13 protein-coding genes and 1 tRNA gene are annotated in these 13,096 nt (G+C 58.7%); 10 read left to right on the forward strand and 4 right to left on the reverse strand.

The genetic code is table 11. The annotated features are described in order from the left end of the window. Nucleotides 1-228 precede the first annotated feature (228 nt). Genes terL through ACR0MI_RS22590 form a run of 3 tightly spaced genes read right to left on the reverse strand, consistent with a single transcriptional unit; the run spans nt 229 to nt 3,512 of the window. Nucleotides 229-1,707, reverse strand: a complete 1,479-nt coding sequence (gene terL, locus ACR0MI_RS22580) for a phage terminase large subunit (RefSeq protein WP_170817051.1) — start codon at nt 1,705-1,707, stop codon at nt 229-231. Then, entirely contained in the window at nt 1,694-2,125 is a 432-nt protein-coding gene (locus ACR0MI_RS22585; RefSeq protein WP_170817052.1) for a DUF5681 domain-containing protein, read from the reverse strand. The genes terL and ACR0MI_RS22585 overlap by 14 nt, the downstream gene beginning before the upstream one ends. Further along, the gene (locus ACR0MI_RS22590; protein ID WP_480441336.1) at nt 2,118-3,512 is read right to left on the reverse strand and encodes a site-specific DNA-methyltransferase; all 1,395 of its coding nucleotides are present in this window, start codon (nt 3,510-3,512) and stop codon (nt 2,118-2,120) included. The genes ACR0MI_RS22585 and ACR0MI_RS22590 overlap by 8 nt, the downstream gene beginning before the upstream one ends. A 463-nt stretch (nt 3,513-3,975) precedes the next feature. Here ACR0MI_RS22590 and ACR0MI_RS22595 point away from each other — a divergent pair, with 463 nt between their 5' ends. From ACR0MI_RS22595 to ACR0MI_RS22605, 3 genes are read left to right on the forward strand one after another with little or no spacing between them, the layout of a single operon-like run. Continuing rightward, nucleotides 3,976-4,206 (forward strand): DUF3489 domain-containing protein, encoded by a 231-nt coding sequence (locus ACR0MI_RS22595; protein ID WP_170817053.1) that lies wholly within the window; start codon nt 3,976-3,978, stop codon nt 4,204-4,206. After that, nucleotides 4,203-4,619: a DUF2924 domain-containing protein gene (locus ACR0MI_RS22600; protein ID WP_170817054.1), complete on the forward strand. Its 417-nt coding sequence runs from the start codon at nt 4,203-4,205 to the stop codon at nt 4,617-4,619. Before ACR0MI_RS22595 ends, ACR0MI_RS22600 begins: the two co-directional genes overlap by 4 nt. Beyond that, complete coding sequence (locus tag ACR0MI_RS22605; protein ID WP_480855644.1) at nt 4,616-6,295, forward strand: recombinase family protein; 1,680 nt, start codon at nt 4,616-4,618, stop codon at nt 6,293-6,295. Before ACR0MI_RS22600 ends, ACR0MI_RS22605 begins: the two co-directional genes overlap by 4 nt. 375 nt (nt 6,296-6,670) lie before the next feature. Here the strand turns inward: ACR0MI_RS22605 and ACR0MI_RS22610 are convergent. After that, nucleotides 6,671-6,760 (reverse strand) — tRNA-Ser (locus tag ACR0MI_RS22610). Between the two features lie 128 nt (nt 6,761-6,888). Between ACR0MI_RS22610 and ACR0MI_RS22615 the strand changes: the two genes are divergently transcribed. The 7 genes from ACR0MI_RS22615 to ACR0MI_RS22645 all read left to right on the forward strand — a co-directional run. Then, nucleotides 6,889-8,145 (forward strand): SPOR domain-containing protein, encoded by a 1,257-nt coding sequence (locus ACR0MI_RS22615; RefSeq protein WP_480855646.1) that lies wholly within the window; start codon nt 6,889-6,891, stop codon nt 8,143-8,145. Between the two features lie 19 nt (nt 8,146-8,164). Then, the gene (locus ACR0MI_RS22620) at nt 8,165-9,331 is read left to right on the forward strand and encodes a D-alanyl-D-alanine carboxypeptidase family protein (RefSeq protein WP_480855648.1); all 1,167 of its coding nucleotides are present in this window, start codon (nt 8,165-8,167) and stop codon (nt 9,329-9,331) included. Then, entirely contained in the window at nt 9,328-9,954 is a 627-nt protein-coding gene (gene tmk, locus ACR0MI_RS22625) for a dTMP kinase (protein ID WP_170615423.1), read from the forward strand. Before ACR0MI_RS22620 ends, tmk begins: the two co-directional genes overlap by 4 nt. 7 nt (nt 9,955-9,961) lie before the next feature. Further along, nucleotides 9,962-11,083: a DNA polymerase III subunit delta' gene (locus ACR0MI_RS22630; RefSeq protein ID WP_170615421.1), complete on the forward strand. Its 1,122-nt coding sequence runs from the start codon at nt 9,962-9,964 to the stop codon at nt 11,081-11,083. Continuing rightward, on the forward strand, nt 11,080-11,886 hold the full coding sequence (locus tag ACR0MI_RS22635) for a TatD family hydrolase (RefSeq protein WP_170615419.1): 807 nt from the start codon (nt 11,080-11,082) through the stop codon (nt 11,884-11,886). The genes ACR0MI_RS22630 and ACR0MI_RS22635 overlap by 4 nt, the downstream gene beginning before the upstream one ends. Further along, entirely contained in the window at nt 11,883-12,680 is a 798-nt protein-coding gene (locus ACR0MI_RS22640) for an MBL fold metallo-hydrolase (protein ID WP_170615417.1), read from the forward strand. Before ACR0MI_RS22635 ends, ACR0MI_RS22640 begins: the two co-directional genes overlap by 4 nt. Before the next feature lie 66 nt (nt 12,681-12,746). Then, a partial coding sequence (locus ACR0MI_RS22645) for an AEC family transporter (RefSeq protein ID WP_480855651.1) occupies nt 12,747-13,096 on the forward strand: 350 nt, incomplete at its 3' end.

Consider the following 13,096-nt stretch of genomic DNA (forward strand, 5'->3'; position numbering starts at 1 on the left):
TCCGTTTTGATGCTGTGGCGAGACTTTGCAAAGTCTGCTTTCTGCGCATTGCCGTCCTTAGCGCGGACTGCAGCACCTGGTAACTTTGGGCTCGAAGCAGTCATCCGACGGCATTGGCGATGAGACTGGTTTGTGGTTGCGAGCGGTCATTGGGGCCGCTCTCAGGATTGGTCCGACATCGGCCCTCCCAGCAATATTCAACGAGTTTTCAAGCTTGACGCTGAGGTTCTACCGCCGTCTGACCCTCTCTCGATTGCGCTCCCGACGTTCGATGTTGATCCGGTGGTCCCGGCCCAATGCCCGGTAGAAGCCCGGTCCCTTGGACCAGTTCAGAAAATGGGCAAAGCTGTCGACCTGATCGTCGTTGCGCCCGCGTGGAAAGGACTGAAGCTCCCGTTTGAACGCTGCCAGCCAAGGCGCATCTGCAGGCAGATGCACCTTGCCCTCTTCGACCGGACCGCACGCGGACTGGAACCGGGTTTCCTTGTCCTTGTCAGGTCTGATGCGTTCATAGCGCCGACGGTCATCACGAAACAGTTCGTCCAGAAGCGGTTTGCCAGAAGCGGCATCTTCGATCAGAACACGATCCGGATCCCAGCGACCGACAAGCTGCAGTGCTTTGGCTTTCAGGTCTGGGTAGTCCACCTGCCCACGCCAGACGTCGATAAGGTACCACGCATTTTCTCGGAACCCCCAGGTCGTACAGACCGAGAAGTCGGACCGGGGGTCCGCAGACATCCCCGTATCCCAGCTTTGAACAACCAGTTGGAACCAGCGACGATCTTCGACGATCTCATAGGTGCCGAACCACTCCCAGCGCAGCGGCGATCCGTCCGGCGCAATCGGGTTCTGCTGATACTGGCAATTGAACACAGCTGCGCCCATTTCACGACGCTTGGTATCCAGCGTGTCCTGATCCAAACGGGACGGGCACAGGAGATCACCCGGTTTGCGGCACATGACCCTTCCACGCCCGAGAGGCACCTTCTCATGTTCTTCGGCGATGGCAGGCAGATTCAGGTGCCGATAGGTCCCACGTTCAAGCAGATAACCCGGCGGATCCATCTCGTGCAACCGTTGTGCAACCATAACCACACACCCTTCGGACGGGTTGTCAAAACGCGACAGCAAGGTCCCCTCAATGAACTCCTGTGCCTTGACCAGTTCAGCTTCGGAGCCCGCATCTCCAGCTTTCAGCAGGTCATCGATGATGATGTAGTCAGCGCCATGTCCAGTCACAGAACTTCCGATGGAGACAGCCTTACGGCTGCCTCCCTTTGTGGTGCGGATTTCTTCTGAGGTGTTGCCCTTTTTAGCCAAGACCGTTTCAGGGAACATTTCCCGGTACCAGCGCGCAGACATGATCCGACGACAATCTTCGGAATGCTTGCGCGCCAGATCCAGCCCATAGCTGGCAACGATGATCTTGGCACTGGGGTTATGCCCCAGAAGATAGGCGACATATGCAACGGCCACGGTGACCGATTTCAGGCACCGGGGCGGAATGTTGATGATCAATCGCTTGTTCTCGCCGACGCGAACGTTGTCCAACTCATGGCACATGGCCCGCACATGCCAGGCCGGATCAAAGCTGCGGTCAGTTCCCTGGTGCAGCGTGTCAAACACGCGCCACACGAAGGGAAAGAAATTGTCCCGGCAAACCTCGCGAGCGACCTGCCGGACCATTTTGGGATCAGGAGCTGACATCATTGGCCTCCTCATCTTCAGGACCGCCGTCACCATCCGGGTGACTGGAAAAGAAATCCCGGAGGATGTCGTAGTCGACAGCGTCCGGCTCAGCCGCACGGATGCTTTCTTGCGCGTCCATGTCACTTGTATTGAACAGATCTGCGTCCAGCTTCAGCAGCGCCATCAACAATTTCGTGTCGCCCTTCAACGCGCCTGCCGTGAGCCGCTTGGCAATTGCCTCCGCCTTGGAAATCCGGATTTCGTGGCTGCCTTCGCGAACCGTAACCTTGGTTTCCAATTCACGTTTCAAGCTGGCATTCACCCCTTTGGCACCTTTCGGCCGCCCTTTCGGATTGCCGGATCGGCCTTTCTTGAATTGGGTTGCTTTAGGCGGTTTGCCGTAGCCCACTTCGTAGTCTTTCGTATCGTCAGACATGACCCGCCTCCAGCTCTGAGGTGGCATCGGTTGCCGCAGAATGCGCATCGAACGTCTGGCCTGTCACCGAATGCACGGCGCTCTCACCGGTCATCTCCTGCCAACGACGGATGGCGACGTCGACGTAAACAGGGTCGAACTCAATAAGCCGCGCCCGGCGTCCGGTTTTCTCAGCGGCCAGCAAGGTCGCGCCGGACCCGCCAAAGGAGTCCAGCACGACTTCGCCGCGGTGGCTCACATCCATGATAGCATCCGCGACCAGGGCCGTTGGCTTCACCGTGGGATGATCAGCGAGATCCGCTTCACGCCCTGCCCCAAAGCTGTTCACACCGGCATAATCCCAGACATTGGTCCGGTTGCGCCCGTGTTTGCCCAGCTCGACGTTGTTGATGTGCGGCGCACCGGGCTTCTTGAAGATGCAAACCAGCTCTTGCTTGGACCGATAAAGGCTGCCCATCCCACCATTGGTCTTGTTCCAGACGCAGAGATTGATGAGATCAAAGCCACCTGCCTTGCCGGACGCAATCAGTTCTTCAATGTGACGCCAGTCCATGCAGATCATTGCGATGCCCCCATCCGGCAGACAGTCAAACAACCGACTGATCACCTCTGAAAGAAAGCCACGGAACTCGCTGTCCGACATTTCTCCCGACGCCATGGCAAATTCGCGATGATCGCCGCCGGTGCCGCAACGGACATGCCCATTGACCGGCACGTTGTAAGGCGGATCGGTGAAGACCATCTGTGGGGTCTCGCCTTTCAGCAAGGTGTCGTAGCTCTGGGTTTGCAGGGCATCCCCACAGAAGATGCGGTGATCTCCAAGAACCCAAAGGTCGCCCGGCTCCGTGACTACAGGTGCCGCAGGGTTCGGCGTCTCAACAGATTCTGCTTCAGTCTTTGCGACCTCATCCGCGCCATCGATGATGATGTCGATTTCCGCTGTTTCGAACCCGGTGATACCCAGATCAAAATCCAGCTCGCCATCAAGGCTGAGATCCATCAGCTCGGCAAACTCGATCTGCAGCGCCGCTTCGTTCCAGTCGGACAATTCCGCCAGCTTGTTATCCGCAATGCGCAGAGCTCGAACTTCTGCATCTGACAGGTGACCCGCGACAACCGTCGGAACGGACATCAACCCCAGGGCCTTGGCGGCCTCATAGCGGCCATGACCCGCGATGATGGAGCCCGCGGCATCCACAAGGATCGGGGTGACAAAGCCAAACTGGGCCACCGACGCTTTGAGCTTGTCGATATTCTTGGCCGCGTGCACGCGGTTGTTGTTGGCGTAGGGCTTGATCTGGCTGATTTGAGATTGGACGACTTTGTTCGCCATCCAGATCGGCGTGTTGGACGCCTTGGCGTCGCTGTGCGTTTTTTTGGCAGACATAGCCGCCTCCTTTCGTTTGACGCTCGTTAGCGTCGACAAGAAAGGATCGTGTTGGGAATTCGGAGAGAGCACGAATAGCAACTCTCCGGACCAATCGATCCGGTTCGTTGCCCCTTCGAATGCTCTCGGTCTTATCCGCTTCAAAAAATGCGGCGCCGAATGCTGCCTGGGAGATGTATTCACCTCCCCGTGGGACCTTGTCCCTTGCAGGGCTGGCTAGAATCTATGCGCGGGCTTTTGCAATTGCAACCCCCAAGCAAAAAGTAACCAATTAAGATTGTTGACGAATAATCGGGGGTACAGCAGCAACGCCCGGCATAACACGCCCCTCTTCGGATTGCCCAAGAAAGAGCTGGACTGTTGCTGTGAACCACGCATCACTGAACCCACGCCCGAGCCATTCGGGCGCTCCTCAGTACCAGGGCTCGGCATTCCGCCAGCCCCGGATCAGAGGAGACGATACATGTCCAAATCCAAACAAACCAAAATTGACAAAGTGCAAGCCTTGTTGCGTCGCCCGAGTGGCGCCAGCCTTGAGGCGCTCTGCAAAGCAACGGGATGGCAGCCTCATTCGGTCCGAGCGGCATTGAGTGGGTTACGGAAGAAAGGCGCGACGATTGAACGGCGGACATCCGACAAACCAAATGGAGCATCCACATATCATCTGGCGGCGGGAACTGGAGAAGCGTCATGACCAAGACGAGCGATGTCGCCGATCTCGCCGCCATGGGTCGATCGGATCTGGTCACGCTTTGGCAGCAGCTGTTTGATCAGCCCGCCCCCGCCATGCTCAGCCAACCCTTCTTGCGCCGTCTAGTCGCCTTTGAGATGCAGTCCCGCCGTCATGGCGGGCTACCCCGGCAGGTTAAAGCCACGCTGGAAAAGGGCCCTGAGAAGAAGCCCCGGCCTACATGCCCTGCCCTAAAACCCGGCGGGCGCCTGCTGCGCGAGTGGAATGGCGTAACCCATGTGGTCGATGTGACAGGGGACGGATTTGTGTGGAAGGGACGATCTTACCGTTCGCTCTCAGCCATCGCTCGGGAGATTACCGGCGCGCATTGGTCGGGACCGCGCTTCTTCGGACTCAACGTAAAGGTGGCAATATGAGCCCGCGAAGCAGAATCCGGTGCGCGATCTACACGCGCAAGTCCTCAGAAGATGGTCTGGATCAGGACTTTAATTCGCTGGACGCGCAATATGAGGCCTGCGCAGCCTATGTCGCCAGCCAGCGACACGAAGGCTGGACCCTACTACCCGGGCGCTACGATGATGGCGGGCTGTCCGGCGGCACACTCGAACGCCCTGCCCTGCAGCGCCTTCTTGAAGAGATCGATGCCGGGCGTATTGACATGGTGGTGGTTTACAAGATTGACCGGCTGACCCGGTCGCTTGCCGACTTCTCCAAGCTGGTCGAACGGCTGGAACAGGCAAACTGTTCCTTTGTGTCCGTCACGCAGGCCTTCAATACCTCATCTTCCATGGGGCGACTGACTCTCAATGTGCTGTTGTCTTTTGCTCAGTTTGAACGGGAAGTCACCGCTGAACGTATTCGCGACAAAATCGCGGCGTCGAAGAAGAAGGGGCTTTGGATGGGTGGCAACCTGCCTCTGGGCTATGACCGCCACCCCGATCCAAAAGCAAGAACGCTGGTGGTGAATGAAGATGAAGCCAGAACGGTCCGGCATCTCTTTGGGCTTTATGACGAGCTGGGTTGCTTGCGCAAAGCAGAAGAACGAGCAAAAGCAGAAGACCTGCGATCAAAACGGGCTGTTCGGGCGGATGGCAGCATAAAAGGGGATTGTCCGCTGTCACGCGGCCAAATCTATTACCTGCTTCGCAACCCGGTCTATCTCGGCAAAATCCGCCACAAAGATAAGATCTGGGACGGACAACATACGGCGATCATCGACAAAGACATCTGGGACCGGGTACAGGAGAAAATGCGCGAAGCGTCACAGCGATCCCGTGCAAACCTTACGCCCGATACGCGCCAACACTCCAATGACCCCGGCGCCTGGCTCACTGGTCTGCTGCAGGACGAAACAGGTGATCGGTTGACGCCAACCCACACCACGCGCACAGGCCGACGGTTGCGCTACTATATCTCCAACAGACTGATCTCTGGCGGCAAGGATATCTCGGGCTGGCGACTGCCCGGCCCTGCGCTGGAAAACGCGGTCATTGATGTCATCGCCAGACATCTGCAAGACGCCGCCGCAGCGCACCAGGTACTGGCGCAGCCGGAGGCCCGGTCAGCCGAGGCAGTTCAGACTTCAGTTGCGGATCTTGTAACCCGGCTTCAAGGCCAAGGCGGTCAGGTCGGTGCTGACATTCTGGCTAGCGGCAGCATTGCGCGAGGACAAATTAACCTCGAATTGAACCGCAAAACCCTGGCAAGCGCGCTTGGCATCGCTGCCGACCAACTGCACCCGGATCTCACACACATCACCGCCCCCTTCGAACTGCGCCGCCGCGGCGTCGAGGCCAGGGTCATTGCCGGAGACATGGCACCCCAACCCGATCCGCATCTCCGGTCCATGTTAATCCGCGCCCATGGCTGGGCCCGTGATCTGAAAGCCGGAGTTCAACTGATGGAGATCGCACGCCGCGAAAACCTCCCCGGCGCCTTCATCCGCACCCGCGCCCAACTCGCCTTTCTCTCCCCGAAGATTCAGGCTGCGATTCTCGACGGCACACAGCCGCCCGAACTCACACTCAAGCGTCTGGTCAGCGTGACCCACCCACTTGATTGGTCCGAACAGGAACTCCTGTTCGGCTTCTGATATCTCCAGTCATGCTTCCCTGATGCAGGGTTCGCCCTCCCTGATCCAGCGGAACAATTCCCTGTTCCCACAAAAAAAATTCCCTGTTCCACCTTTTAGGGAATTTGCATCATAAGCCATTGGAAAAAATAGAGTTGTGACATCTGAAATGACGGAAATCAGTCCCGGTTTGCACAAATTCCCTGTAAATTGCCGTTTATCAGGGAAATCTGGCCCAAAGCGATCCCGCCAAAATGCGGCACTGAGACTGCGGTCGAAATTGCGCTCTGAGGGTACGATCTGCTCCGTCTCTGATTGAAAGCGCATGCGCCAACGCGCGGGAATTGCGGCACAATTCCGGGTCAGAAAACACAACTGAAGTGAGACAGGTATGAGTGGCGGGGAGACAGGGATTCGAACCCTGGGGACGCTCTCACGCCCAACGGTTTTCAAGACCGCCGCATTCGACCACTCTGCCACCTCCCCGTCGAAAGCAGGGTCTAAGGCCAAGTTGAAACGGTGGCAAGTCAAAAGAGGGAAATCTTGCCGAAGCCCAAGCAGTGGTCTTTCCATGGCATCACGCGCGGGTTATGATCTGCTGGAAAGACCAAATAATGCCAGCAAAACAGAACTGGCAGATCGGCGTCGGGGCACGGCGAACCAAGCCCCTTCAGGCAAGGGAATACGCGATGAATCGAGCGACTGGGACACGCGCAAAACCGCTGGGATTTGCGGTTCTGGCTGTGACTTTGGGGTTACTGTCCGGCTGTGACGAGGCGTTGTTAAATTCCGGCGCTTCGCCGGATGGGGACACAAGCGCATCGGATAACGATGGGAAAGTCGAATTGCTACCGCAGGTTGCAAGCGGCTCGCAACGCGATGTCGAAGCCCCGGATGTCTTTGAAGTGACCGAAGCGGGTCTTTGGGATGGTCGTCCGTCACTGGGCGGAATATGGGTCGCACATCCAGACGCTGCACAACCTGAACGCGTTGTAATCAAGAACAAATCCAATAATAGGTCAGTGACAGGCGCCCTGTTTCGCCGCGAGCGCGATTTGCCGGGCCCAGCCCTGCAGGTTTCATCGGCGGCCGCTGAAAAACTTGGCCTTCTGGCTGGCGCGCCTACCAGCATCTACGTAGTGGCGCTACGGCGCGAAACAGTTGAAGAAGCGCCCGCGGAAACGGACGAGGCACCGGCAGAGGCCGCTTCGGAGGATCAGGCTGTCGCTGATGCGACCGAGGCTTCGGAAGAAACCAAGGAAGTTTCGGAAACCGCGGAAACGCAATCCGAAAAACCGGCAAAACGGAAGTGGTGGCAAAAGAAGGCCCCTGCCGCAGCCGCCACTGCCGGAGCAGCCGCGGCTGTCGCAACAGCCGAAACCGGGTCTGACGTTACCGCCGAAGCCACCGAAAGCACTGCGGATGCAGCGGTTCAGGCGGCTTCGACCCCCGGACTGTCCGACGCTCCGGTGCAGGCACCCACTGAAAAGCCCGCCAAACGAAAATGGTGGCAAAAGAAAGATCCTGACGAAATAACACAGACGCCTCTGGATCCGATTGCCGGTGCAGAAGCAGCGATTGATGCGGCGGAACCTACTCCGGTGGCCGCGACAACCGGCACTGCGAAGGTTTCGTCCTTGACCAAACCCTACATCCAGATCGGCACGTACAGCGTTGAAAAGAACGCCAACAGTGCGGCAGAAAAAATCCGGCGGAACGGAATGGCAGCCGAAGTTCGGGAACTGAAAACCGCTGAAAACACGGTTTGGCGCGTCCTGGTTGGCCCTGCCATGACCCGGTCGGAACGCAAAGCCCTGCTTGGCGATGTCCGGGACTTGGGGTTCACCGACGCGTTCACCACAAGCAACTAGAATCAAGGAGGGCCCCTACGTGCTATCCTCTCTGCGAACATCTGTCTTAACGCTTGGGCTTGCCGTGCTGGCCCTGCCTGCAAGCGCCTATGATACGACCGCGCGTGCCGCTTATGTCATCGACCAGACGACAGGCACGGTTTTGCTTTCCAAGGAAGCCGACCTGCCGCTGCCACCGGCATCGATGTCCAAGCTGATGACGCTCTATGTTGCGTTTGAGGCGCTGCGGGACGGGCGCCTGACACTGGATGAAAAACTGCCGGTGTCGGAACACGCGATGAGCTATGGCGGCTCGACCATGTTCCTGAATACGCAGGACCGCGTGCGGGTCGAAGATCTGCTGCGCGGTATCATCGTTCTTTCTGGCAACGATGCTTGCGTCGTCATCGCCGAAGCGCTCAGCCCGGATGGAACCGAAGCCGGATTTGCCCGCTACATGACCCAACGCGCCAAGCAGATGGGCATGAACACGTCGAACTTCGCCAATTCCAACGGCTGGCCCGCTGCCGGGCATATGATGTCCGTACATGACCTTGCCGTTCTTGCGGACCGCCTCATTGCCGATTTTCCGGAATACTATCCTTTGTTCGCCGAAGAGGAATTTGAATTCGACGGCCGCGCACCTTCGAATGCACGCAACCGCAACCCGCTTCTGAAACTGGATATTGGCGCGGACGGGTTGAAAACCGGGCACACCCAGGAGGCGGGCTATGGTCTGGTCGGTTCGGCCAAGCAGGGTGATCGGCGTGTGATCTTTGTTCTGTCCGGCCTCGACAGCACGGCCCGCCGCGCAGAGGAGGCTGAGGCCGTGGTTAACTGGTCGTTTCGAAGTTTTGTCGAGAGGACGGTTGCCAACCCGGAAACGCCGATAGCCGAAGCCAAATTGTGGATGGGCGCACAGAAGACGGTGGGATTGGTCCCCGAGGGCGATCTGACCCTGCTGTTCCCGGTTCTGGGCGATCAGGACGTGCAGGCCGAAGTGGTTTATGACGGCCCGATCAATGCGCCCGTCGCAAAGGGGCAGCAACTGGCGGAACTGGTGATCAAACCTGAAGGTCTGCCGGAAATCCGCCGCCCGCTGGTTGCATCCGAAAACGTGCCGCTCGGTGGCTTTGTGGTTCGCATGATGACAGTGGGCGGAATTGTTCTGAAGGACGTGATCAACGGCCCGCTGGGTGCAATGTGACGCGGCGCGGATTGTTTGTCACTTTTGAAGGGATTGACGGATCAGGCAAATCGACTCAGGCGCGCAAGCTTGCAGAACGCCTGCGCGAAGCTGGTCATGAGGTTGTCCTGACCCGCGAACCCGGCGGCTCAGCCGGGGCGGAAGAAATCCGGAAACTGGTGCTTGAAGGGGACCCCGACCGATGGTCGGCCGAAACTGAAATCCTGCTGTTCACAGCAGCCCGGCGCGATCATCTTGAGCGCACCATCGAACCCGCCTTGGCTGCGGGAAAGGTGGTGATCTGCGACCGTTTTGCCGACAGCACGCGCATGTATCAGGGCCTGTCCCGTGGCGATCTGCGGGGCCTGGTAGACCAATTGCACAGCTTGATGATCGGGCGCGAGCCGGATCTGACACTGCTGATCGACATGGACCCCAACACCGGCCTGTCTCGCGCCAAAGGGCGGCAGGGCACCGAAGAGCGGTTCGAAGATTTTGGCCCTGCCCTGCAACAACAGATGCGCGCGGGCTTTCTTGCGCTGGCGGATGAATATGCTACCCGTTTTCGCGTCGTGGATGGTAACCGAAACATGGACAGTGTCGCGCAGGATGTGACAGAAATCGTCATGCAAGCCTTGCCATAGACGAACGATGAGCGACGACATCACTTTACCGGATCAGGCGCACGGTGCACCGCACCCGCGTGAAACAGCCCGCCTTTTTGGTCAGGACGAGGCTGAACAGGCCTTTCTGTCTGCCTATACTTCTGATCGTTTGCACCATGGCTGGTTGCTGACTGGTCCACATGGGGTTGGTAAGGCAACACTGGCGTGGCGTATCGCCCGGTTTTTGCTTGCATCACCGCCAGCAGATGATGGCGGGTTGTTTGGCGCCCCCCCTGCCCCGGAAACGCTGGATATCGACCCCGAACATCCTGTCGCGCATCGCATGCTGGCCGGAGCGGAACCCGGCCTTGCGACAATCACCCGGTCGCTGAACGATCAGGGTCGGCTGCGCAATGAGATCGTGGTCGACGACATCCGCAAACTCGGTCGGTTCTTTGGCCTGTCCTCTGCGGATGGCGGTCGGCGCGTGGTGATTGTGGATTCGGCGGATGAAATGAATGTCAGCGCGGCAAACGCGTTGCTGAAAATGCTGGAAGAGCCTCCGGCGCAGACAACGTTGCTTCTGGTTTCCCATCAGCCATCGCGGCTGCTGCCGACGATCCGGTCCCGATGCCGAACATTGCGCCTTTCTCCGTTGGGACCCGAAGACATGCAGGCGGCGCTGACGCAGACCGGGGCTGAACTGCCGGCACAACCCGACCATCTGGCGGCGCTGTCCGCAGGGTCGGTCGGGGATGCGGTCCGCCTGATCAATCTGGGCGGGCTGGAGATCTATGCCGAACTGATCGGCATTCTGGGCACACTGCCCCGGCTTGACCGGCAGCGCACCCTTGCTTTGGCCGAAGCCGCCGCACAACGGGGTGCGGCAGACCGGTTCGATCTGTTGCTGACCCTGATTGATTTGGCCCTGTCCCGACTGGCGCTGACCGGCGCAAAAGGCGAACCGCCAAGTCCCGAAGCTGCCCCGAATGAGGCGCAAACACTGTCGCGATTGTCAGGATCACCGCATCAGGCGCGGCAATGGTCCGAAGCCGCGGCAGTGATCACGGCACGTGCACGTCATGGACAGGCGGTGAACCTTGACCCTGCCGCTCTGGTCCTAGATACGGTGTTCAAGATACAGGAAACCGCCGGTCAGAGCAGATGAGCACCCACCCTACGATCACCGACAGCCATTGCCATCTGGATTTCCCCGATTTCGACGGGCAACTTGACGAAATCATTTCACGCGCTGCCGAAGCAGGCGTGACCCGCATGGTTACGATCTGTACCCGGCTGCGTAACGAGCACATCGTGCGCGCGATTGCTGAAGCACACGCACCGGTGTTTTACGCTGCGGGAACGCACCCCATGAGTGCGGCGGACGAACCCCTGGCAAGTGTCGACCAACTTGTCGCCCTCTCGCGCCATCCGAAATTCGTTGGCATCGGCGAAACCGGGCTCGATTATCATTACACCGCCGAAAGCGCCGAGATTCAGAAGAAGTCACTGCGTATTCATATCGAAGCCGCGCAGCGCACCAATCTGCCCCTGATCATCCACGCGCGCGCCGCAGATGACGACATGGCTCGGATCTTGTCCGAGGAATACCGCAATGCGCCCTATTCCTGCGTGATGCATTGCTTTTCTTCGTCCGCTGAACTGGCCAAGGCGGCGCTGGATTTGGGGTTCTATCTGTCGATGTCCGGCATCGCGGCATTTCCCAAAAGCCAGGAGTTGCGTGACATTTTCGCCAGCGCTCCGGTCGACCGTATTATGGTCGAAACCGATGCGCCCTATCTCGCTCCGCCGCCGTACAGGGGCAGGCGCAATGAACCGGCCTATACCGCCCACACCGCCCGCAAAGGTGCCGAGGTTTTCGGCATGGGCTACACCGAGTTCGCGGCGCGCACACAGGCCAATTTTGACCGTCTGTTCACCAAGGCGGCGACATCACAGGCGGCTGCATGACCGAACTGCGCTGCACCATCCTGGGCTGCGGATCGTCGGGTGGTGTGCCCCGGCTGGGCGGGCATTGGGGTGATTGCGACCCTGAAAACCCCAAGAATGTTCGCCGCCGCTGTTCCATGCTGGTCGAACGGGACGGCCCCGAGGGTACGACTTCGGTCCTTATCGATACTTCGCCGGATATGCGCAGCCAACTGCTAGATTCGGGAACCGGGCGGCTGGATGGCGTGGTCTATACCCATTCACACGCCGATCATGTGCACGGCATCGATGATTTGCGGATGATCGTGTTCAACATGCGCACCCGGGTTCCGGTATGGGCGGATGGCGACACGCAGAACGCCCTGCTGGGCCGGTTCGGGTATGCGTTCATTCAGCCCGAAGGCTCTCCTTACCCGCCTATTCTGGACCTCAAATCAATAGATGGCCCGTTCGAGGTGGACGGCCCCGGCGGCCCGATCCCGTTTCATCCGTTCAAGGTCAATCACGGCTCGATCGACTCGCTGGGGTTTCGATTGGGAAAACTGGCCTATCTACCTGATGTTGCAGAGATTTACGACGATGCATGGACCGACATGCTGGGTCTGGATTGCCTTGTTATCGACGCCTTGCGCCGGTCGCCGCATCCGACACATGCCCACCTGGAAAAGACCCTGGGCTGGATCAAAAAGCTGCAACCACAGCGCGCCATTCTGACCAACATGCATATCGATCTGGATTATGAAACGGTTGATACGGAAACCCCCGATCACATTACGCCTGCTTTTGACGGCATGGTGATCCGGCAGGCGCTCTAACCCTGTTACCGGCGCCTGCGATATCGCCCTTCGGGCCATCCCCGATCTCGCAGGCGGGACGCTAGAATGCTGCAAAGCCTGATCAACGTCATTCTGCCGGTCTTTCTGGTGATTGGTGCAGGCTATGCGTCGACCCGATTGGGTTACTTCAAGGAAATCCACATCGACGGGTTGATGAAGTTCACCCAAGGGTTTGCCATCCCCTGCCTGCTGTTTCTGGCAATTGCCCACCTTGACCTGAGCGCCAGCTTTGATCCCCGGTTGTTGGTCAGTTTCTATACCGCCGCCGCTTTGTGCTTTACGGCCGGACTTTTTGGCGCACGTCTGATCTTTGGCCGCAAGTGGGAGGATTGCGTCGCCATCGGGTTTTGCTGTCTGTTTGCGAACTCGGTGCTGTTGGGCCTACCAATCACCGA

The sequence above is a fragment of the Ruegeria sp. D4 genome, assembly GCF_056534475.1.